This window comes from Proteus sp. GOKU (assembly GCF_015475555.1).
Classification (GTDB): Bacteria; Pseudomonadota; Gammaproteobacteria; order Enterobacterales; family Enterobacteriaceae; genus Proteus; species Proteus mirabilis_B.
In genome coordinates this window covers 3,847,409-3,868,947 of sequence record NZ_CP034105.1, presented here as the reverse complement: position 1 = coordinate 3,868,947, position 21,539 = coordinate 3,847,409, and the positions used below count along the sequence as shown (strand labels likewise).

18 protein-coding genes are annotated in these 21,539 nt (G+C 39.3%); 9 read left to right on the top strand and 9 right to left on the bottom strand.

Annotation, left to right across the window (positions count from 1 at the left end):
* The first annotated feature begins 711 nt into the window (after positions 1-711).
* Positions 712-2,085, top strand: a complete 1,374-nt coding sequence (gene hemN / locus EHE21_RS17660) for an oxygen-independent coproporphyrinogen III oxidase (protein WP_194951398.1) — start codon at positions 712-714, stop codon at positions 2,083-2,085.
* Between the two features lie 19 nt (positions 2,086-2,104).
* On the opposite strand, the gene glnG is transcribed toward hemN, so the two are convergent.
* The 3 genes from glnG to glnA all read right to left on the bottom strand — a co-directional run bounded on the left by glnG (position 2,105) and on the right by glnA (position 6,181).
* Positions 2,105-3,529, bottom strand: coding sequence for a nitrogen regulation protein NR(I) (gene glnG, locus EHE21_RS17655; RefSeq protein WP_088494325.1), 1,425 nt, complete (start codon positions 3,527-3,529; stop codon positions 2,105-2,107).
* 10 nt (positions 3,530-3,539) lie between these two features.
* Complete coding sequence (gene glnL, locus EHE21_RS17650) at positions 3,540-4,586, bottom strand: nitrogen regulation protein NR(II) (protein WP_075671278.1); 1,047 nt, start codon at positions 4,584-4,586, stop codon at positions 3,540-3,542.
* A gap of 185 nt (positions 4,587-4,771) precedes the next feature.
* Positions 4,772-6,181: a glutamate--ammonia ligase gene (glnA, locus tag EHE21_RS17645; protein WP_088494326.1), complete on the bottom strand. Its 1,410-nt coding sequence runs from the start codon at positions 6,179-6,181 to the stop codon at positions 4,772-4,774.
* A gap of 359 nt (positions 6,182-6,540) precedes the next feature.
* On the opposite strand from glnA, the gene typA reads away from it, so the two are divergent.
* The 7 genes from typA to rluF all read left to right on the top strand — a co-directional run bounded on the left by typA (position 6,541) and on the right by rluF (position 12,829).
* A complete protein-coding gene (gene typA, locus EHE21_RS17640) occupies positions 6,541-8,376 on the top strand; it encodes a ribosome-dependent GTPase TypA (RefSeq protein WP_023583239.1) in 1,836 nt (611 codons plus the stop codon).
* A 387-nt stretch (positions 8,377-8,763) separates the two neighbouring features.
* Complete coding sequence (locus EHE21_RS17635; protein ID WP_194951397.1) at positions 8,764-9,072, top strand: helix-turn-helix domain-containing protein; 309 nt, start codon at positions 8,764-8,766, stop codon at positions 9,070-9,072.
* Positions 9,073-9,075: 3 nt separating this feature from the next.
* Positions 9,076-9,495, top strand: a complete 420-nt coding sequence (locus EHE21_RS17630; protein WP_194951396.1) for a HipA N-terminal domain-containing protein — start codon at positions 9,076-9,078, stop codon at positions 9,493-9,495.
* Positions 9,496-9,699: 204 nt separating this feature from the next.
* The gene (yihX, locus tag EHE21_RS17625; protein ID WP_194951395.1) at positions 9,700-10,317 is read left to right on the top strand and encodes a glucose-1-phosphatase; all 618 of its coding nucleotides are present in this window, start codon (positions 9,700-9,702) and stop codon (positions 10,315-10,317) included.
* Positions 10,318-10,384: 67 nt separating this feature from the next.
* Positions 10,385-10,822 (top strand): D-aminoacyl-tRNA deacylase, encoded by a 438-nt coding sequence (gene dtd, locus EHE21_RS17620; RefSeq protein ID WP_088494329.1) that lies wholly within the window; start codon positions 10,385-10,387, stop codon positions 10,820-10,822.
* Positions 10,823-10,858: 36 nt separating this feature from the next.
* The gene (fabY, locus tag EHE21_RS17615) at positions 10,859-11,773 is read left to right on the top strand and encodes a fatty acid biosynthesis protein FabY (RefSeq protein ID WP_088494330.1); all 915 of its coding nucleotides are present in this window, start codon (positions 10,859-10,861) and stop codon (positions 11,771-11,773) included.
* Between the two features lie 174 nt (positions 11,774-11,947).
* The gene (gene rluF, locus EHE21_RS17610; RefSeq protein WP_194951394.1) at positions 11,948-12,829 is read left to right on the top strand and encodes a 23S rRNA pseudouridine(2604) synthase RluF; all 882 of its coding nucleotides are present in this window, start codon (positions 11,948-11,950) and stop codon (positions 12,827-12,829) included.
* Between the two features lie 91 nt (positions 12,830-12,920).
* Here the strand turns inward: rluF and EHE21_RS17605 are convergent, their stop codons facing one another.
* The 4 genes from EHE21_RS17605 to EHE21_RS17590 form a co-directional block, all read right to left on the bottom strand.
* Positions 12,921-13,160 carry a hypothetical protein gene (locus tag EHE21_RS17605; protein WP_088494331.1) on the bottom strand — a complete coding sequence of 80 codons (240 nt, stop codon included), beginning with the start codon at positions 13,158-13,160 and terminating at the stop codon, positions 12,921-12,923.
* A gap of 87 nt (positions 13,161-13,247) precedes the next feature.
* The gene (locus EHE21_RS17600; protein ID WP_194951393.1) at positions 13,248-14,924 is read right to left on the bottom strand and encodes an AsmA family protein; all 1,677 of its coding nucleotides are present in this window, start codon (positions 14,922-14,924) and stop codon (positions 13,248-13,250) included.
* A 100-nt stretch (positions 14,925-15,024) separates the two neighbouring features.
* Positions 15,025-15,555, bottom strand: a complete 531-nt coding sequence (locus EHE21_RS17595) for a hypothetical protein (protein ID WP_194951392.1) — start codon at positions 15,553-15,555, stop codon at positions 15,025-15,027.
* 154 nt (positions 15,556-15,709) lie between these two features.
* The gene (locus EHE21_RS17590) at positions 15,710-17,101 is read right to left on the bottom strand and encodes a uracil-xanthine permease family protein (protein WP_194951391.1); all 1,392 of its coding nucleotides are present in this window, start codon (positions 17,099-17,101) and stop codon (positions 15,710-15,712) included.
* A 241-nt stretch (positions 17,102-17,342) separates the two neighbouring features.
* On the opposite strand from EHE21_RS17590, the gene gltS reads away from it, so the two are divergent.
* The gene (gene gltS, locus EHE21_RS17585; protein ID WP_194951390.1) at positions 17,343-18,560 is read left to right on the top strand and encodes a sodium/glutamate symporter; all 1,218 of its coding nucleotides are present in this window, start codon (positions 17,343-17,345) and stop codon (positions 18,558-18,560) included.
* A 162-nt stretch (positions 18,561-18,722) separates the two neighbouring features.
* Here gltS and recG read toward each other — a convergent pair whose 3' ends face one another.
* The gene (recG, locus tag EHE21_RS17580) at positions 18,723-20,810 is read right to left on the bottom strand and encodes an ATP-dependent DNA helicase RecG (protein WP_194951389.1); all 2,088 of its coding nucleotides are present in this window, start codon (positions 20,808-20,810) and stop codon (positions 18,723-18,725) included.
* Between the two features lie 4 nt (positions 20,811-20,814).
* Positions 20,815-21,537 carry a tRNA (guanosine(18)-2'-O)-methyltransferase TrmH gene (gene trmH, locus EHE21_RS17575; RefSeq protein ID WP_194951388.1) on the bottom strand — a complete coding sequence of 241 codons (723 nt, stop codon included), beginning with the start codon at positions 21,535-21,537 and terminating at the stop codon, positions 20,815-20,817.
* Between the last annotated feature and the right edge of the window lie 2 nt (positions 21,538-21,539).

The window sequence follows — 21,539 nt, the reverse complement described above, 5'->3', positions numbered from 1 at the left end:
TGAAGTAGAAGAGTGAATAAAAGAGATGAATTGTTATTGAAGAGATAAACCATCCTTGGTTGCTAGTCCGTTTCCTTCCGTGGTTAATAATCCATAATTCGGGTATATAAAAGAGACTGATTAAATAAGAGAAACGTCAATTAGAATAAGATAAGGTATGGGGGATGCTATCTTTCCTTGTAATATAGCGACCTTTATTCTTTAAATGAGCCTCAAATTTAAATCAAAACACGACCTAGTTGGATATTAATCAATGTTTGTCTCTAGGATATGTAATATTATAATTTAGGTAAAGATATAATTGTTACTATTATTATAATCATCGAATTAAGAGGGAATAAAAGAATAATAAAACTAATATAACGAGATATTTAATTAATTTAAATCGTATTTTGAGTAATATATCGTTTTAAACTCGGCGTAAAAGTTTTCTTCTGATATTTCGCGATGAATTAAAACTACTAACATATTGAATAAACTTAATTTATTCATGAATATATTTAATGGATAAGACTATTTTTACATAATGTGATTTACATCACGTCGTATATTTGAGTGTTATCACCTATCAATAAGAAGAAAGGGATTTATACGATACCTCTTTCGATCATATTCAGTTCTCGATTTATTGGTTACACTATTCTTTCAGATATTCATAATGTCTGTTTGCTGGTATGAAATATCAGCGGTTCACTTTTGGAAGGTAGAGGCATGTCAGAACAAACAATTATTTGGGATCTTGACCTGATCCATAAGTATAACTATTCAGGTCCTCGCTATACATCATACCCAACAGCATTAGAGTTTAATCAGCAATATGGCGATGATGATTTTATCAAAGCGACTCAACGTTATCTTGAGCGCCCTTTATCGCTTTATATTCATATCCCTTTCTGCCATAAGCTGTGCTATTTCTGCGGCTGTAATAAAATTATTACGCGGCATAAACATAAGGCAGATGAATATCTTGATGTTTTAGAAAAAGAAATTATTAACAGGGCTCGTTATTTTAAAGACAGAAAAGTGACTCAAATGCATTGGGGTGGGGGCACACCTACTTTTCTGGATAAGCAACAAATTAGCCGATTGGTTTCGCTATTACGTCACCATTTTCATTTTGTTGATAATGCAGAACTCTCTATTGAAATCGATCCTCGTGAAATTGAGCTAGATGTTATCGATCATCTGCGCCATGAAGGATTTAATCGCCTAAGTATGGGTGTGCAAGATTTCAATAAAGAAGTACAACAAAAAGTCAATCGTGAGCAAGATGAAGCGTTTATTTTTGCATTGGTAGAGCGTGCGCGTGAAGTGGGTTTTCACTCCACCAGCATTGACTTAATTTATGGTTTACCTAAGCAAACCAAAGAGAGTTTTGCCTTTACATTAAAACGCGTTATTGAATTATCACCCGATAGATTAAGTGTTTTCAATTATGCACACTTACCTAATTTATTCGCTGCTCAGCGTAAAATTAAAGATGAAGATCTCCCTTTAGCTGAAGAAAAATTAGAAATATTACAAGAAACAATTTCTACGCTGACAACAAACGGCTATCAGTTTATTGGTATGGATCACTTTGCTAAACCTGATGACGAATTAGCCGTTGCTCAGCGCAAAGGTATTTTACATCGTAATTTCCAAGGCTATACCACTCATGAAGAGTGTGATTTATTAGGCATGGGAGTTTCTGCAATAAGTATGTTAGGCGATAACTATGCGCAAAATGAAAAAGTATTGAAAGAGTATTATGCGCGTGTAAATAGTGAAGGGAATGCACTATGGCGAGGTTTATCTCTGACTAATGATGATTGTATTCGTCGAGATGTAATTAAAACCTTAATTTGTAATTTTAGTCTGCGTTTTTCTGATATTGAAAAAATGCACAATATTGTCTTCCATGACTATTTTAAAGAAGATTTAGAATTACTTGTGCCAATGAAGGATGATGGTTTAGTTGAAATAACAGTAGACGGTATCCAAGTTACACCACGAGGACGTTTGCTAATTCGTAATATCTGTATGTGTTTTGATACCTATTTACGAAATCAAATGCGCCAACGTCAATTCTCGCGTGTTATTTAATCGATGAAGGGGTAGAGGATCAATATTCCTCTATCCCTAACTCTTTTAATTTACGGGTTAATGTATTTCTTCCCCAACCTAATAATCTTGCCGCATCTTGTTTATGTCCTTGTGTGTATGCCAAGGCACTAAGTAATAATGTGCGTTCAAATTGAGGTAGGGCATCTGTTAAGATATTTTCTTTTCCTTCCCCTAATGCTTCATCTGCCCATAATGAAAGGTGCTGTGACCAATGTTGAGAAGAAGCAATTCGACTGATATTTTTGGCTTTCTCATCAGGTTGGCGAATTTCTTGTGGTAAATCTTGAGGCATTATCTCTTGGCTTGCCGTCATTACGGTTAACCAGCGACACACATTCTCTAATTGTCTGACGTTACCTGACCAGTTGTATTCCATCATTATTTGCAAACTTTGCTGATGAAGCGCTTTGGTTTCGACACCTAATTCTTTTGCTGTTTTTTGTAGAAAATAGCGTGCTAAGCTGGGAATATCTTCCGTTCTATCTCGTAATGGGGGTAACTGAATACGTATTACATTGAGTCGATGATAGAGATCTTCACGAAAATCACCTGCTTGAACTCGCTTTTCTAAATCTTGATGTGTAGCGGCAATAATACGTACATCGACTTTTACAGGGGCATAACCACCTACTCGATAGAATTGCCCTTCAGCAAGGACTCGCAGTAAACGTGTTTGAATATCAAGAGGCATATCGCCAATTTCATCAAGAAACAGTGAGCCGCCATTCGCTTGTTCAAATCGACCTTGTCGTACTTGAGAAGCACCTGTAAATGCGCCTTTTTCGTGACCAAAAAGCTCTGATTCAATCAGGTCTTTAGGAATGGCTGCCATATTTAAGGCGATAAAAGGAGAGGAAGATCTTGGGCTGTGGCGATGTAATGCATGTGCCACTAATTCTTTCCCTGTCCCTGATTCCCCATTAATCAGCACACTAATTGAAGAGCGAGAAAGCCGACCAATAATACGGTAAACCTCTTGCATTGCAGGTGCTTCGCCAATCATATCTGAAACTGATTGCAATGAAGTTTCATCGTTATTCGGTTGTTTTTGCTCGCGATAATGAGTAATGGCGCGATCAATTAGTGCCAACGTTTCGTCGATATCGAACGGCTTTGGTAAGTAATCAAATGCCCCTTGTTGATAGGCATTAACAGCCGCATCGAGATCAGAATGTGCCGTCATAATAATCACGGGCAGAGTTGGATATTGTTCTTTAATTATTTTTAGAAGAGATAAACCATCAATATCAGGCATACGAATGTCTGATAACAATACATCAGGTATTTCTGTATTAAGTGCATTAAGCACATCATTCGCATGTTCAAAGGTTTTACATGACAGACCTTCACGAGAAATAGCGCGTTCAAGTACCCAGCGAATAGAGCTGTCATCATCAACAACCCATACATTTCCTTTTTGCATTGGTTATCTCCTACTTAATTGGTAAATAAATAGAAAATTCAGTATTTCCGGGCCAACTGGTAAATTCAATTTTACCTGCATGCTGATCCACTAAATTACGTGCAATAGATAACCCCAACCCATTGCCACCTTCTCGACCGCTCACCATAGGATAAAAAAGCGTATCTTGTAGATGAGGAGGAATGCCATCACCGGTATCAATCACATCAATGCGAGCAACAAGGCGATGGCGTTCGCCATGAAGCGTGACTTGAAAAGCAGTACGGGTACGTAAAATAATCGTCCCTCCTGTTTTTTCAACGGCTTGTAAAGCATTGCGTGTAATATTTAGGAGTACCTGTTCTATTTGATCTGGGTAATGTGATAACTCAGGTAAACTCGGATCGTAATCTTTCAATAAGGTGACATTTTCAGGGCATTCAAGGGAAATAAGCTGAGCTACGCGCTCCACAACATGATGAATACTCTGATGGGTTTTTGTCCCCGGATGTTGAGGACCAAGCAATCTATCCACCAGCACCCGTAGGCGATCAGCTTGTTCAATAATGACTTGCGTGTATTCCGTTAAGGCAGGATCAGGTAAGGATTTTGCTAGCAATTGAGCTGCACCTCGTAATCCTCCTAACGGGTTTTTAATTTCATGTGCCAGCCCCCTAACCAATTCCCTAGCAGCCATTTGTTGGGCTTGTTGGATCTGCTCTTGGCTTAACCGGCGTTGACTATCCATAGGCGCCAGTTCCAGCAAAATATGTTGCTCGGAAATAGGTTGGGCACTGAGCGACATTGTGTGTGATTGGTTATTGACAACCAATATCACTTCATTGTCGGTAAAGCTTTGTCCATTCGCTAATGTTTCACGCATTAAATCAGCATCAAAAGAGTAATAGCTGAAAAGGGCAGTGAAAGGCGTTTCAAATAGTTTTCGACGGCTTTGTGCTAAAACCTGTAACGCAGAATGATTTGCGTAGCAAATAATAAACTCTTTGTTGATAACCAATACAGAGTGTATCAGTGAGTCTAAAATTAATGTGTTGTCAGGTAAGTCTGCCGTTTCCATATTGAATACCCCATTGCACCATTTTAGTGCATCTTACCTTTATTACATTAATGAACCAATGCGTAAGTGAAAAGACTGACTCCTTAAGTGGGAGAAAAGTGCCCATCCGAAGATGGGCAAAATAGCTTCACGGCAAAAAAAACAGTTTTACATCTAGGCTTAAGTGTTTATTAGTAAAAATAGTCTTAAGCGCTGTAATACATTTCAAATTCAAGAGGATGCGGAGCCATACGTACACGTTGTACATCAGCACGTAATAATTCTAAGTAAGCATCAATAGCATCATCAGTAAATACACCACCGCGAGTTAAGAATTCACGATCTGCATTTAATGTATTTAATGCTTCTTCTAATGAACCTGCGACAGTTGGGATCTCTTTCGCTTCTTCTGGTGGTAAGTCATAGAGGTTTTTATCCATAGCATCACCAGGGTGAATTTTATTGATAATTCCATCAAGACCAGCCATTAACTGCGCAGCAAACGCAAGGTAAGGGTTTGCTAACGGATCTGGGAAACGAACTTCAATACGGCGCGCTTTCATGCTAGCAACAACTGGAATACGAATTGACGCTGAACGGTTACGTGCAGAGTAAGCCAGCATTACAGGTGCTTCAAAACCCGGAACTAAACGTTTGTAAGAGTTAGTGGTTGGGTTAGTAAATGCATTTAATGCACGAGCGTGTTTGATAATACCGCCGATGTAATACAGCGCCATTTCAGATAATCCGCCGTATTTGTCACCTGCAAACAGGTTTACGCCGTTTTTAGACAGTGACATATGGCAGTGCATACCTGAACCGTTATCACCAACTAATGGTTTTGGCATAAAGGTCGCTGTTTTACCAAATACGTGAGCCACGTTTTGTACCACGTATTTATAAATTTGAGTTTCATCTGCTTTTTTGGTCATGGTATTAAAGCGAGTAGCCACTTCATTTTGACCCGCAGTTGCTACTTCATGGTGATGAGCTTCAACAACTAAGCCCATTTCTTCCATGATGTTACACATAGTAGAACGAATATCTTGTGATGAATCAACGGGTGGCAGTGGGAAATAACCCCCTTTAACCATTGGGCGGTGACCTTTGTTACCGTCTTCATATTTGGTATTGGTGTTCCATGCAGCTTCAATATCATTGATAGCGTAAGAAGCGCCTGAAATATCGTTTTTGAAACGAATATCATCAAACAGGAAGAATTCTGGCTCTGGCCCAAACAGCACTGTATCTGCGATACCACTTGATTTTAAATAGTCTTCAGCACGTTTTGAGATTGAACGTGGGTCGCGATCGTAACCTTGCATTGTGCCAGGTTCTAAAACGTCACAACGAATAATCAGGGTTGGATCTTGGAAAAATGGGTCAAGCATTGCAGTTGTTGCATCTGGCATCAGCACCATGTCTGATTCGTTAATGCCTTTCCAGCCACCAATAGAAGAACCATCGAACATTTTTCCTTCTTCAAAGAAATCATCGTTAACCTGATGAGCCGGAATAGTAAGATGTTGTTCTTTACCGCGGGTATCAGTGAAACGTAAGTCAATATATCTAACTTTATGTTCTTCAATCATGGATAACACATGTTCAAGGGACATAGGAACTCTCCTGGCGAATGGTTTTATTGAGTGCAGTGGCCTTACACATTTTTCGGTGAATTTTTTGCTCACCTAAATTCTATTGCGAAAAGCATGCCAACTTATCTAAAAAGGGATATATACTGTATTGATGAAGTTTAGTGTAGAATATCTCCTGTGATTTTTTAATTATTGCACAAAGTTGGTGCAAATTAAGCCTAATTAATTGCACTATTTTGGTGCAATTGAACGGATGCTACTAAATTCTGAGGCGTGAAAAGGATCACAATTCAATTAATTGCATATTGTTAAGCAATCATTATTGTGATCTTGTTTAGTCTCTCGTCTAAAGCGTGTACAATACTGCGCTTATTTCTACAATGCCTGAGGCAAATTTTGTGATCGAAAACTTGCGTAATATCGCCATCATCGCCCACGTTGACCATGGTAAAACAACTATCGTCGATAAATTACTACAGCAATCTGGTACGTTCGGTGAACGTGAAACCGTTGCTGAGCGCGTGATGGACTCAAATGATCTCGAAAGAGAGCGCGGAATTACTATTCTTGCGAAAAATACAGCGATTAAATGGAATGACTATCGTATCAATATCGTAGATACCCCAGGACACGCCGACTTCGGTGGTGAGGTAGAACGCGTTATGTCTATGGTAGACTGCGTTCTATTGCTGGTTGACGCGATGGATGGCCCAATGCCACAAACTCGTTTTGTGACACAAAAAGCGTTTGCTAACAACTTAAAACCAATTGTTGTTATCAATAAAGTTGACCGCCCTGGTGCGCGTCCAGACTGGGTTGTTGATCAGGTATTTGACCTGTTCGTAAACTTAGGCGCAACTGACGAACAACTTGATTTCCCAATTATCTATGCATCTGCATTAAATGGTATTGCGGGAACAGATTACAATGACATGGCTGAAGATATGACTCCGTTATATGAAGCTATTGTCAAATATGTAGAGCCACCAAAAGTTGATCTGGAAGGCACATTCCAGATGCAAATTTCTCAGTTGGACTACAACAACTACATGGGTGTTATCGGTATCGGTCGTATCAAGCGTGGTAAGGTTAAACCTAACCAGCAAGTTACTATCATCGATAGCGAAGGTAATACTCGTAACGGTAAAGTCGGTAAAGTGTTAGGTCACTTAGGCTTAGAACGTATCGAAGTTGACGTCGCAGAAGCTGGCGATATCATTGCCATCACAGGCTTAGGCGAACTGAATATTTCTGATACGATCTGCGAAACAGGTGCTGTTGAAGCATTACCTGCATTAGCCGTTGATGAACCAACTGTTAGCATGTATTTCTGTGTTAATACTTCACCTTTCTGTGGTCGTGAAGGTAAGTTTGTGACTTCTCGTCAGATTTTAGATCGTCTGAAAAAAGAGTTAGTCCATAACGTAGCATTACGTGTAGAAGAAACTGAAGATCCAGATGCATTCCGTGTATCAGGTCGTGGTGAGCTTCACCTGTCAGTTCTGATTGAAAATATGCGTCGTGAAGGTTACGAATTAGGTGTATCTCGTCCTAAAGTTATCTTCCGTGATATTGACGGCCGTAAACAAGAGCCTTTCGAACAAGTTACTATCGATATTGAAGAACAACACCAAGGTGATGTGATGCAAGCGATGGGTGAGCGTAAAGGCGAAATGCGTGATATGCAACCAGATGGTAAAGGACGTGTACGTTTAGACTACATTATCCCTAGCCGTGGTCTGATTGGTTTCCGTACTGAATTTATGACCATGACATCAGGTACTGGTTTACTGTACGCAACATTCAGTCATTATGATGATGTTCGTCCGGGTGAAATCGGTCGCCGTAATAACGGTGTTATGATCTCTAATGGCCAAGGTAAAGCCGTTGCTTACGCACTGTATAGCTTACAAGACCGCGGTAAATTATTCGTGACTCATGGTGCAGAAGTTTATGAAGGCCAAGTGATTGGTATTCATACTCGCTCTAATGACTTAACAGTAAACTGCTTAACGGGTAAAAAGCTGACTAACATGCGTGCTTCTGGTACAGATGAGGCGACAACGCTGACTCCACACCTGAAACAAACATTAGAACAAGCATTAGAATTTATTGATGACGATGAGTTAGTTGAAGTAACTCCGCAGTCTATCCGTCTGCGTAAGCGTTATCTGTCAGAAAACGATCGTCGTCGCGCTTACCGTAGCAAAGACTAATTCGTTATTCTGATAACATAATTCTTAGGGCGCGTTAGCGCCCTGAGTTTATACTCGTCATACTTCAAGTTACAGAGGAGTTGACTACGCTCAGTTAGTCGAGTCACATAGCTTATCTATGTTCCCCGCCTATCTTCACTTGTTGCCTATCTGTAACTCAAATTATTTAGAGTATAGGTACTATAGGTACCATAAGACGAATGCGGTGGAGTATTTGCCACCGCATAAGTTTTTCTCTTCCTGCCTCTCTTTTCTTACCTTTTATTCCTCAAGTTGCATTTACAACTTAAGTGTTGTTTATAACTCAAAATACAACTTATAAGTTGTTTTTAAGTTGCAATACAACTAAAGTGTTGTAAAAATCACCAATACAATATCGAAACACATATGAAAACGATTAATGAAATTGCCAATTTAATAGCTGAACAACGTAAAAAATTAGGCATAGAGCAAAAAGATATGTATTTACGTATTGGTATGAAGCAACAACAATACCAACGCATAGAATCAGGCAATGATATTAAGCTCTCTACCTTACTACGGGTACTAGAAGGATTAGATTTAGAGTTATCAATTAAGGCTAAAAATTCTAATGTAAACTCGGCAATTGCAAATACGGAGATAGCCAACAGAAGCAAAATTGATTTGGACGATGACGTGGATGATCTCGATTTTTGGTTTAAGAAAAAGGAATAACCAATGATTAAACAGGTTGAGAAAGTGGAAGGTCTTAATATTCAGTTACATGGCATTGATGTTGCGATTATTGCACATTATGCTGGTGGGAAAAATATACTGACATTTAATCCCCATTTTGTCGATATGCCAAAAGAAAGTCGACCGAGTTTCACATTAAGACAGTTATTTGATCCTGAATATTTAACTAAGCCTCAAATTCGCACACAGAAAATCTCGCCTGTGCTATCTAACTTGCTACCTGAAGGTGTATTAAGAGAATACATTGCGAATGTATTGAAATGCCATATAGATAATGAATTTGCCATTCTTGCTTATTTAGGGGCAAATTTACCCGGTGCTATTTTAGTAACACCTATAAAAGCAGGAGCGGTTCCTAATTGGGCACAGTTGCATGATGATTTTAAAATCATACAAAAATAAATAAGAAGAAGGTGTTTTATCATCACATCACAACTTCATTGTAGATAATGATGCTTTTAGTCTCATTTTTCGTCTCTCCCTATTCTGGTTTTATGTTTTACAAAAAAATTAAGTGTGATTATTGTACTTTTTTGGTGTTTAAGCCTGTTCAGTAAAGCGATTTATGATTAAAGTAAAATGAGTTTTCTATTATGGAGAGGATTTATGCTTTATATCTTTGATATGGGTAATGTGATTATTGATATCGATTTTAACCGGGTATTCGCAGTATGGAGTAAACTCAGTGGTGTTCCATTAGCGAACATAAAAAAGAACTTCACCACAGGAGAGATCTTTAAATTACACGAACGCGGCAATATTACAGACATCGAGTTTGCAGAAGAAATCAGTTCAGAATTAGAAATGAATTTAAGCTTTGAACAGTTTGCTGAAGGATGGCAGGCTATTTTCGTCGCATTACGCCCTGAAGTCATTGATATAATGAATAAGTTAAGAGAACAAGGACATCGGGTCGTGGTGTTATCAAATACTAACCGTTTACACCAAGACTACTGGCCGGAACACTATCCTGAAATAGCTGCCTCAGCAGATTTCCTCTATCTATCTCAAGATATCGGTATGAGAAAACCTGATCCTGAAATCTATAAATATGTTTTACAGTCTGAAGACGTCGAAGCACAGAATGCCGTTTTCTTTGATGATGTGAAAGCCAATGTTGATGCAGCCATTGCTGTGGGTATGAAAGGTGTACATGTCATTGATAAACAAACTGTCATTGACTACTTTAAAGATTATGATTTTTCTCTCCCAGTAGAAGAATAATGCTATTGTAAGGATAACAATGGATTGAATTTGTTATCCTTTTTTATTGATTTATTTTGGAGAGAGTATGATCGCGTTAATTCAACGAGTGACACAGGCAAAAGTGGATATTGCAGGTGAAACAGTCGGCGCTATTAATCAAGGTTTGTTGGTTTTATTAGGTGTAGAGAAAGACGACAACGAACAGAAAGCCAAAAGATTATGTGAAAAAGTGTGCGGTTATCGCATATTTAGCGATGAAAACGACAAGATGAACCTAAATGTGCAACAAGCAGGTGGTAGTTTATTAGTCGTCTCTCAATTCACCCTTGCCGCAGAAACACAAAAAGGAATGCGCCCTGGTTTTTCGAATGGTGCCCCCCCTGAATTAGCGAAAGATCTCTACCACTACTTTATAGAACAATGTCAGCAACAAGGTTTAGAAACACAAACAGGCCAATTCGCCGCGGATATGCAAATCACACTGACTAATGACGGTCCAGTCACCTTTTGGTTGCAGGTATAACGTCAAATATGTCGTGATGTTAAAAGGAGCTCAGATATGTACCATTTACGAACCCCAAAAACAGAGGCGGAATTTGATGCCTATTATGCTTTTCGCTGGGAAATGCTTCGTAAACCTCTACATCAACCTGAAGGCTCTGAAAAAGACGGTTATGATACCCTTGCTCATCACCAAATGGTTGTCGATGAAACCGGTCAACCTGTCGCGATTGGACGGCTTTATATTAATGCGGATAACGAAGGCGCTATCCGCTTTATGGCAGTACGTACAGATGCGCAAGGTAAAGGCTTAGGCACTCTTGTTGCTATGGCGCTAGAGTCATTGGCTCGCCAAGAAGGTATAAAACGGATCGTATGTAGTGCAAGAGAAGAGTCTGTAAACTTCTTTGAAAAATTGGGTTATGAAAATTGTGGTCTAGTCACAGGCCCACAAACTACACCCATTAAGCACTTCTTTATGAAAAAAAGTATTGAGTCTTTAGATGACATTCTTCATCGACCAGATTGGTGTGCTGAATTACAAAAACAGTGGCATCAACATATTCCTTTAAGTGAGAAAATGGGATTACGTATTACTCAATATACGGGAACTCGTTTTTATACCACTATCCCAGAAGCGGGAAACCAAAACCCTCATCACACTATTTTTGCTGGCAGCCAATTTTCACTCGCAACATTAACCGGTTGGGGATTGATTTGGCTATTAATGCGAGAGCATAAGTTACAAGGTGATATTGTGCTGGTGGATGCTCATATTCGTTATCGCAAACCTGTATCAGGACGTCCTGCGGCCGTTGCAGATATGGAAAATTTAAGCGGGGATTTAGGGCGATTAGCGAAGGGCAGTAAAGCTCGCATTAAGCTAGATGTTGATATTTGTGGCGATGAAGGTGTTGGTGCTGTTTTTAGTGGTACTTATATTGTATTACCTTCACAAAATAAGCAATGTTAAGTGTGCTTATTTTAATTAATTGAATTTAATCTATTTTTTACCGATCTTATCGACGTTTTTGTTATCTTTTCTACGTTAAAGCGTGGGGATAATCAATCTATGCTCTAATGCTTATTTTATAGTGTTTCTATCGCTATCCAATTGATGTATATTTCGCAGTTTACGGAGGGAAGCATGGACACCAATTTATCTACTCGTCTTAATAAATATATCAGTGAAAGCGGGATCTGCTCACGTCGTGAGGCTGACCGTTATATTGAGCAAGGACTTGTCCTTATTAATGGCAAGCGTGCCGGTATTGGCGACCAAGTATTTGCGGGCGATGAAGTCAAAGTCAATGGTCGGTTGATTGAAGCACAGGATAACTCTGAGCTAGTTTTGATTGCACTGAATAAGCCAGTAGGTATTGTCAGTACCACAGATGATGGCGAGAAAGATAATATTGTTGACTATGTTAACCACAGTACTCGTATTTTCCCAATTGGACGTTTAGATAAAGACTCTCAAGGGTTGATTTTCCTGACCAACCACGGCGATTTAGTGAATAAAATCCTACGTGCAGGTAATGATCACGAAAAAGAGTATCTCGTGACAGTGAATAAGCCGATTACTGATGAGTTTATTCATGGTATGGGTGCTGGTGTTCCTATCATGGGACAAAAAACCAAGAAATGTAAGGTTAAGAAAGAAGCGCCGATGGTGTTTCGTATTACCTTAGTTCAAGGGTTAAATCGTCAAATTCGTCGTATGTGTGAATATTTTGGTTATGAAGTCACTAAGCTTGAACGTATTCGTATTATGAATGTGAGCTTATCAGGATTGCCTGTCGGTGAATGGCGTGATTTGACGGATGATGAGCTGATTACCTTATTTGAATCGATTGAAAAATCGACTTCTGAAGCACCGCCAAAACCAAAGCAAAATAAGCCGAAAAAACAAATTAGTAGCAATGCAAAAGCATTGGGTATTCATATTCCTCAAACAAAAACCAAAGAAACGGAAAATAATTCCCGTAAGCGTTTTGTTCAGCCTGGTCGTAAAAAGAAAAAACGTTAAGTTCATCTTTGAAGATGCGATAAAAACAAAAAAACACCTGAAAGGGTGTTTTTTGTTTGTTCTATTTAAGACAAATTACACATCGATAAAATTAGTCTAAATCAAGCTCATCTAATTTATTTTGGCGACGTTCAAGTACGATAGCTGCAAGTTCAGCATCCATAACTCGCTCAATCAATGCATCATAATCTTCTTTAGAAAGGCAATAGAACAACGGAGTTTTGTTGTCATCACACACAAGCAGTGTGCTGTTATCTTCAAGTGCAGTTAAAGGAGATTGTTGAAACACATTTAAAGATATTTTTTCAGGGGAAAAATCTTCGTCAGACATGAAAACTCCACAATAAAGAAAAGGGCAATAGCGCATTGTAACGCTTTTTATAAAGGGAGCAATCCGTGCTCCTGCGAAAGATCAATATTATAGGTGATTAATTATTTCGCCATTTTGTATCACTGAGTTGAGTATTTGTTGCTCACCTTTACTTCCAGTTAATGTACCATTAAGTGTTGATTCCACAGGGCTTGAACGTAAATCCCCTTTCAATTTTAATGTGAATTGGCCTATTTCGTCAGAGTAGGTTGTTTTTAAACCCAATGTGTAAGGCGTTGATAAAGGTACATTTAGTCCATTAGCAATAAGTGAGAATTGGCGCTGTTGGTTAGATTGTACTAAACCGGCTGAACCTCGAACAATGCCGTCACCAATAAATGCTGAATATTGCTCAACGATAGCGTTGTCTTGTTGAGTGACAATTTTTAAATCAGGGCGACGTAATTCAATACGATTTAATGTACCACTATCAGCATTAAATACCGCTGAGCCTTGCCATAATCCCCATTCCCCTTCTTTTGCAATCACTAAATTTTGCAGTTTTCCTGTTAAGTTGGTGAATTGGAATGGAAATTCTGGCGTGATATCAATCAAGATGGATTGATTGATAGATAACTGTTCGATAGTGATATTTTGAATATTACTCTTATCATCTATTGGTTTAGTTAAAAAAGTGAGCCAATTTTCAGGTAGTGTATATAAAAGGCCTGATAATGTGGCGTCTTGGATCGTAATCGTTTTATTACCTTTATTCCAATTACCAGCAAGCTTAATTAAGCCTTTCTCGTAGCGTAGGCTGAGGCTATCTAGATTGAGTTGATGATTTTGTTGATTAAGTTTTGCGATAAGATCAGTGAAGTGTTCATCTTGAAAAACAACATCATTTGTATTGAGTTCACCAGTTGTAAATGAAAGAGCGTTATCCCAACTAAACTGAGAAAATTGCCCATCAAAACCGCTGACTGCCCACTGTTTTCCTTCAGCAGTAAAATCAACAATATTAAGTGCTCTTATACTAATACGAGGGTATTTAGAGAGAGACTGAATTAATTCGTTAAAGGTTTGCGAGGATTGCCAGCGCAAGCCATTCATATAAACTTCATCAAATTTCCATTGATTATCTTGATATTGCCCGCTCAAAGATAGTGAGCCATTAAGTAAACGAGTACCTAATTTCTCTATTTGAATATTATTAGGTTGATATTGCCCAGAGATAATAAAATTACTGAATTCATTATTATTTACCATGCCATTAGCAATAGAAAATTGGAAATGGCCTGCTCCTATTAAATCGGTTGATGTTGGGAGCCACGGCGTAATACCGCCCGTCACTTTCTTGGCATCAAAAGAAAAATCAGTTTTTTCACTACTTAGTGCCATATTTTTAAATTGTAAGATATCGGCACTTAAGGGTATTGAAGGTGTTTTGTCTGCAAACTCAATATTGCCATTTTCTAATGTGATTTTTTGTAGATGAGAAGGTGTGGTAAAAAATTGCCAATTAAATCGAATTTGTGCTGATTTAGCCGATACGGTGGCTTTATCTTGTTTAGGATTAACGAGGAGATCATGGACAATGACTTGCTCGGGTTGCATAAGATCATGCTCAATACCTGAGAAGCGAATATCATAGTCAGTGTATTGTGTCAGCCATTCACTGGTTTTCTGCGCGCCCCACTGAGTCTGAATAAAAGCGTAAATTATAATAATAAATAAAATAACGATAAGTATCAGAGATACCAAACTTTTCATCAGCCAGCGCATAACCCTTCTCCTGTTTTATACTCCATCAAAACATTATACAGTTATGCCTGAAAACTAGGCGATGCTCAAGTATTCATCGGATAGATCAAAGAGATTTCACTCATTTATTAAGGATGTTAGATATTCTGGATGTCAGGTTTTCCGTATTGGGTAATTGTTTTAAATGACTATTTATCTCCTCTAGTATTTTCATAACCCATTGAGCATGTTTTGTTTCTGTTGTACTTAATTTTTGCAGCTGAAGTTTGTTACTGTAGTTAATTAATCGAGAAATCAAATCATTAGGTTCAAGACTGCCAGAACGGTAAACATCGTGAAGATTAGGTGTAATGTAAGATTGATTCTGTAAGTAATTAAATGAATATTTAAGGGCATCCACTGTAGGCTTATTAAGATATGGATTGGTTAAAAACGTATCTAAATCTTTTTTAATATGCTCTAAATTGAATTCAGCAACAGACTTATTTCCTAAATAAGTAAATTTATGCTCACTATTAAATAATGAAAGAATAGAGTCTTTGAGATAAGTAAAAAATTGCCCAATAGTTTGTATATGAAAATCTTGAGTAGACGGATAACTTTTTAAGTATTCGAGTGCAGGGTTTTTAATTGGGTTCAATGGTGTAGCCATGTTATTTTCCTTTGATTTTCAGTATTGAGATAAAGATTTACCGTAACGCAAAGGACAATACTTTTATAAAAATACCATTGACCTAAAGATGATAAATAAAGCGCTATTTTCATAATCCCAAATAGCGCTTTACTCATTTGTTGCGAGTTAATCATTATTTTTCTGGTGGGAAAATCAGATTTAAAATAATGGCTGTTAAACCGCCCGCAGCAATACCTGATGATAGCAATGTTTTTAGCCAATCAGGGGCAAACTGTAATATTTGAGGCTGTTGCGAAACGCCTAAGCCTACTGCAAGTGAAATAGCAAGGATCATGATAGCTCGGCGGTTTAATGCCTCTTTAGACACAATACGTACACCGGACGCAGCTATCGTACCGAACATCACTAATGTGGCTCCGCCTAATACTGGCTCAGGAATTCTTTGTACAAATTCAGCAACGAAGGGAAATAAACCCAAGATAACAAGCATTGCCGCAACAACATAACCTACGTAACGACTAGCAACACCCGTTAATTGGATCACACCATTATTTTGACCAAAACAAGAGTTTGGAAAGGTATTGAAAAATGCTGAAACCATGGAGTTAATTCCATTAGCTAATACGCCCCCTTTAATGCGTTTCATATACAAAGGACCGCTGACGGGTTGCTCTGAAACATCAGACGTTGCTGTGATATCACCAATAGTTTCTAGCGAAGTGATCATAAACACCAGCATTAAAGGAATAAGTAAATGCCAATCAAATGACAGCCCATAATAAAATGGCTCAGGAATAGTCATAAAAGGCGTTTCTTGATGTTCTGCGGGTGTGGGTAACATATCTAAAGCCCAAGCAAGAACATAGCCCACAGCCATTGCAATGACTAAAGAAGCTACTCGTAAGTAAGGATTTTTTTGTCGATTAAGTAAAATAATAACGATAAGAACAGAGCCTGCTAATAACAAGTTTTGTGGTGAACCAAAGGTATTGTTCTCGATGGCTGCATAACCACCACCAATAGAGGTTAATCCAACTTGAATTAAAGAGAGGCCGATTATCATCACTACGACACCTGAAACCAACGGTGTAATGATACGTCTTGCTAAGTGAAGTACACGAGAAAGAATAATTTCGGTTAGTGAGGCAACCATTAGAGTACCAAAAAGGGCTGCCATCATTGTTGGAATATCAACCCCACCATTTTTAAGTGCTAATCCCCCCATAATGAGCGGAGCAACAAAGTTGAAGCTCGTTCCTTGAATTGATAACAATCCTGAACCTATCGGCCCCCAAGCTCGAATTTGAATAAGAGAGGCAATGCCTGATGCAAATAAAGACATGCTGATAATGCGTTGGGTATCGTGTGCAGGTAGTCCTAATGCTTGGCAAATGAGGATCGCGGGTGTAATAACCGCGACAAACATGGCTAAAAGATGTTGGCAAGCAGCAAAAAGGGTTTGTGGTAATGGCGGTTTTTCTTCTAAAGCAAAAAGAAGTTCGCTATTTTTTTTAATTGAAACGTCACTATTTTTAGGCAAATTTTGATTTTCTGAAGTAACCATGGTGTGAATTTCTTATTCGGCAAAAACGGTATTTTAATGATCTGCGCCACAAAAGCAATCGTTTGCGTAAAAATGATGTTATCAAAATGCATAAGAGGCGCTCACATTTTTATATGTTTTAACTTGTGTTTGTCTCCGTTTTTTTTTCTAATCGGGGATACCTGCTTTTGGCGTTGTTTATGGATGAACTTAGCGTCGTAGTATTTTTATATAAAATTAACAAATAAGACGGGGTACATAAATGTATCATCTTGATGTTTATGGCACGCTGGTTGCGGCCACTTTGGTTCTCTTGATCGGACGTAAGTTAGTGAAATCTGTTCCTTTTTTAGAACGGTATACGATCCCGGAACCCGTTGCAGGTGGGCTACTTGTTGCAGTTCTTCTATTAGCATTCAAATCTTTTATGGACTGGGAAGTGAGTTTTGATCTCTCACTTAAAGATCCATTAATGCTAGCCTTCTTTGCAACAATTGGTTTAAACGCAAACCTCGCGAGTTTAAAAGCGGGAGGAAAAGCGCTTTTTATTTTCGTCTTTGTTGTTGTTGGATTGTTGTTTGTACAAAACACAGTCGGTATTGCATTGGCAGAAATGTTAGGCCTTGATCCATTAATGGGATTACTGGCTGGTTCGATTACTTTATCGGGTGGTCATGGTACTGGTGCTGCTTGGGGTAAAACCTTTGTTGAAAACTATGGTTTTATGAGTGCGTCTGAAGTGGCGATGGCTTGTGCGACCTTTGGTTTAGTTTTAGGGGGATTGATTGGTGGCCCAGTTGCACGCTACTTAATCAAAAATATCCCAACGCCAGGATTAGGCGCCGACGACCATGAAATGCCAACTGCGTTTGAGAAGCCGACAACAGGCAGAATGATCACTTCAATGGTTTTATTAGAAACTATTGCGATGATCTCTATCTGTTTAATGGCGGGTACTTTCCTTTCTCAATTGTTAGAAGGTACTGCATTCTCACTACCGACCTTTGTGTGTGTTCTGTTTATTGGCGTTATTTTAAGTAATAGCCTTTCAATGCTTGGGTTCTACCGTGTTTTTGATAGAGCCGTGTCAGTCTTAGGTAACGTAAGTTTGTCGTTATTCTTAGCGATGGCATTAATGAGCTTGAAATTATGGGAGCTTGCATCACTGGCGATACCAATGCTGGTTATCCTTGGTGTTCAAGCGGCTGTAATGGCGCTGTATGCGATTTTTGTGACTTTCCGTGTTATGGGTAAAAACTACGATGCTGCGATTTTAGCAGCTGGTCACTGTGGTTTTGGTTTAGGTGCTACACCAACTGCGATTGCGAATATGCAAGCCGTGACAGACCGTTTTGGACCTTCTCATCTTGCGTTCTTAGTCGTACCTATGGTCGGTGCATTCTTCATTGATATTGTGAATGCAATAGTGATTAAACTGTATCTGATGCTACCGTTTTTTACACCTATAGTTGCAGGGTAGTTTGGCTACTATAAATTAAAATAGCTTCAAAAACGTTAAAGAGCACCTCAATGTTGAATATCGACATTGAGGTGTTTTTCTATGTGGCATTTAACTTACGAATATTTCGAGATCAACTTAAAGTGAGTTCAAACGCACGCTAAGGCATGCAAAAGAGTAATCTTAAGCTTGGCTATATTGTGTCTTGGCAGGTAGCCAGCGTTCGATTAAGGCTTGAGAATGCTTAGGATAGTGCTGATGCAGGTAACGAGCGATACGTTGCACTTCAGGAACAAGCCCTTGATCACGTAATAAATCAGCGACCTTAAATTGTGCATTACCTGTTTGCTTAGTACCTAAAAGCTCGCCGGGGCCACGAATTTCGAGATCTTTTTGTGCAATGACAAAACCATCATTGCTATCCCTTAATACCTGCAATCGCAAACGTGCTGTTTGAGTGAGTGGTGTTTTATACAACAAGACACAATGAGAGGCGATAGCACCCCGACCTACACGCCCGCGTAATTGGTGTAACTGTGCTAGCCCTAGTCGTTCTGGGTTATCAATGATCATCAAACTTGCATTAGGTACGTCAACGCCAACTTCAATCACTGTTGTTGCAACTAAAAGTTGCAGCTCATTCTCTTTAAATGCCGCCATTACAGCTTGTTTCTCTGCGGGCTTCATTCGCCCATGTACCAATCCTACTTTGATTTCAGGGAGTGCTATTGTAAGTTCATCATAGATAACTTGGGCCGCTTGCGCTTCAAGCACTTCAGAATCTTCAATTAGGGTGCATACCCAGTAGGCTTGTCGATCCTCTTCTGTGCAAGCCAGTCTGATGCGTTCAATAATGTCATTACGGCGAGTATCGGGGATAGCGACAGTGGTAACAGGTGTACGCCCCGGCGGTAATTCGTCGATGATAGAGGTGTCCATATCAGCATAAGCGGTCATCGCTAATGTGCGTGGGATTGGCGTTGCTGTCATCACCAATTGATGAGGGTGAAAGCCTTGCTCTTCACCTTTTTTCCATAAGGCAAGGCGTTGATGCACACCAAAACGGTGTTGTTCATCAATAATCACTAAGGCTAGAGAGTGAAATTTAACTTGTTCTTGGAAAATCGCATGTGTTCCAATAATGATTGAGACTTCACCATTCGCAATAGCATTTTGCTGCGTTTCGCGGGCTTTCCCTTTCTGTTTTCCTGCCAACCAACCTACTTGGATACCAAAAGGCTCAAACCATTTCTTAAAGGTTAATGCATGTTGCTCTGCCAATAATTCTGTTGGTGCCATTAAAGCCACTTGCTTGCCATTAGCAATAGCACGTAACGCACTTAATGCGGCCACTAGTGTTTTACCTGAGCCTACATCTCCTTGGATCAATCGCATCATTGGATAGTCTTTTTCTAAATCTGCTTCTATCTCATTAACGACACGTTGTTGTGCATTAGTCGGGGTAAAGGGGAGAGAGGCGAGAAACTGCTGACGTAATGTCGATGTATTTGGCATAAACAATGGCTCTGCACGATAAGATTGTGCACCAGCTCTTGCATTGAGCATACCTAGATTGTGAGCTAGCAATTCTTCAATAATTAGCCTTTTTTGCGCAGGATGCTGTCCTTTCTCAAGTTCTGCAAAAGCAATATCAGGAGGCGGATTATGCAGTGTACGTAATGCAGTAGCCAACGGCGGTAAGCCGTGAATAAATTGATCGGGTAATAGTTCGTTAATAGCGCAGGTATCAAGTAATTCTAATGCTTGCTCTATTAATTTACGTAATGATGTTTGGCGTAAGCCTTCTGTCGTTGAATAGATGGGAGTGAGCGTTTCTTGCAGTTTAACTTCAGAGCCTGCAACTTTGATTTTGTATTCAGGGTGAATAATTTCAGGACCCCGACTTCCTCGTTTAACTTCTCCATAAGCAGTGACTTGTTTACCCTGAGCAAGGTTATTTTTCATCGCCGCTGTAAAGTTAAAAAAGCGAAGTGTTAAAATTCCAGAGCCGTCAGAAATTTGACAGGTCATCATTTTACGACGACCAAAACTGACTTCAGTTCTTAATATTTCGCCAGAGACAGTGGCAGGAATACCGGGAAGGAGATCACTGATAGCATAGAGGTGCGTTTGATCTTCATAACGCAAAGGAAGGTGGAGTAACAAATCCTCAATAGTCACAAGCCCTATTTTTGCCAGCTTGTCTGCCTGACTTGCACCTACGCCGTGAAGAGTGGTTAAGGGGATTGCATCAAGCAGTTTTCCTTTCATGGGATCAATACTCCGTCTTTTTTAATTTCCTAAGTTGTTTTTGCGTCATTTGCATTTCCGCCCACCATGATTCAGGGGCTTCAATTTCACCGCTGCCATTAATATAAGGGCGAGGCAGTCCTTTACGACGAGAAACTTCTGCCAAAACCGGGTATCCGCCTTCAAAGAGAAGAATTTGCTGTTCTTCTTCTGTTAAGGTGCTCTCTGTTCGGTTATACATACCCGCAGCCTGACGTTGGCGTTGTGCTTCATATAAAATTAGTGCACTGGCGACAGAAACATTTAGGGATTGTACCATTCCCATCATCGGCACAATAATATCTTGATCTGCAAGCGCGATAGCATCTTGTGAGATACCCGTTTTTTCTTGTCCCATAATAATACAAGTTGGGCGCGTGTAATCAATCTCACGAAAATCAACCGCTTTATCTGAGAGATGAGTCGCAAGAACTTGCATACCTTGGGCTCGAAAGGCGTTAACCGCGTCTGTGATAGTAGGATGAGTTTCTACATTGACCCAGCTATTACTTCCTGCTGCGGGGGAAACTAACATTCGCATTTTTTCTTCAGGCCAAATAGCATGAATTTTAGGAATGCCCACAGCATCAGCCGTTCTGATAACGGCTGCAACATTATGGGATTTATGCACTTCTTCAAGGCAGACGGTAAGATCAGGCTGCCGCATCGCCATCATTTGGCAGATGCGGGCATATCGAATTGAATTCATGA

What these genes read in the sequence shown, in the direction of transcription:
- hemN (WP_194951398.1), top strand. Translation starts at nt 712, where the DNA reads ATGTCAGAACAAACAATTATTTGGGATCTTGACCTGATCCATAAGTAT.
- glnG (WP_088494325.1), bottom strand. Translation starts at nt 3,529, where the DNA reads ATGCAAAAAGGAAATGTATGGGTTGTTGATGATGACAGCTCTATTCGC.
- glnL (WP_075671278.1), bottom strand. Translation starts at nt 4,586, where the DNA reads ATGGAAACGGCAGACTTACCTGACAACACATTAATTTTAGACTCACTG.
- glnA (WP_088494326.1), bottom strand. Translation starts at nt 6,181, where the DNA reads ATGTCCCTTGAACATGTGTTATCCATGATTGAAGAACATAAAGTTAGA.
- typA (WP_023583239.1), top strand. Translation starts at nt 6,541, where the DNA reads ATGCCTGAGGCAAATTTTGTGATCGAAAACTTGCGTAATATCGCCATC.
- EHE21_RS17635 (WP_194951397.1), top strand. Translation starts at nt 8,764, where the DNA reads ATGAAAACGATTAATGAAATTGCCAATTTAATAGCTGAACAACGTAAA.
- EHE21_RS17630 (WP_194951396.1), top strand. Translation starts at nt 9,076, where the DNA reads ATGATTAAACAGGTTGAGAAAGTGGAAGGTCTTAATATTCAGTTACAT.
- yihX (WP_194951395.1), top strand. Translation starts at nt 9,700, where the DNA reads ATGCTTTATATCTTTGATATGGGTAATGTGATTATTGATATCGATTTT.
- dtd (WP_088494329.1), top strand. Translation starts at nt 10,385, where the DNA reads ATGATCGCGTTAATTCAACGAGTGACACAGGCAAAAGTGGATATTGCA.
- fabY (WP_088494330.1), top strand. Translation starts at nt 10,859, where the DNA reads ATGTACCATTTACGAACCCCAAAAACAGAGGCGGAATTTGATGCCTAT.
- rluF (WP_194951394.1), top strand. Translation starts at nt 11,948, where the DNA reads ATGGACACCAATTTATCTACTCGTCTTAATAAATATATCAGTGAAAGC.
- EHE21_RS17605 (WP_088494331.1), bottom strand. Translation starts at nt 13,160, where the DNA reads ATGTCTGACGAAGATTTTTCCCCTGAAAAAATATCTTTAAATGTGTTT.
- EHE21_RS17600 (WP_194951393.1), bottom strand. Translation starts at nt 14,924, where the DNA reads ATGCGCTGGCTGATGAAAAGTTTGGTATCTCTGATACTTATCGTTATT.
- EHE21_RS17595 (WP_194951392.1), bottom strand. Translation starts at nt 15,555, where the DNA reads ATGGCTACACCATTGAACCCAATTAAAAACCCTGCACTCGAATACTTA.
- EHE21_RS17590 (WP_194951391.1), bottom strand. Translation starts at nt 17,101, where the DNA reads ATGGTTACTTCAGAAAATCAAAATTTGCCTAAAAATAGTGACGTTTCA.
- gltS (WP_194951390.1), top strand. Translation starts at nt 17,343, where the DNA reads ATGTATCATCTTGATGTTTATGGCACGCTGGTTGCGGCCACTTTGGTT.
- recG (WP_194951389.1), bottom strand. Translation starts at nt 20,810, where the DNA reads ATGAAAGGAAAACTGCTTGATGCAATCCCCTTAACCACTCTTCACGGC.
- trmH (WP_194951388.1), bottom strand. Translation starts at nt 21,537, where the DNA reads ATGAATTCAATTCGATATGCCCGCATCTGCCAAATGATGGCGATGCGG.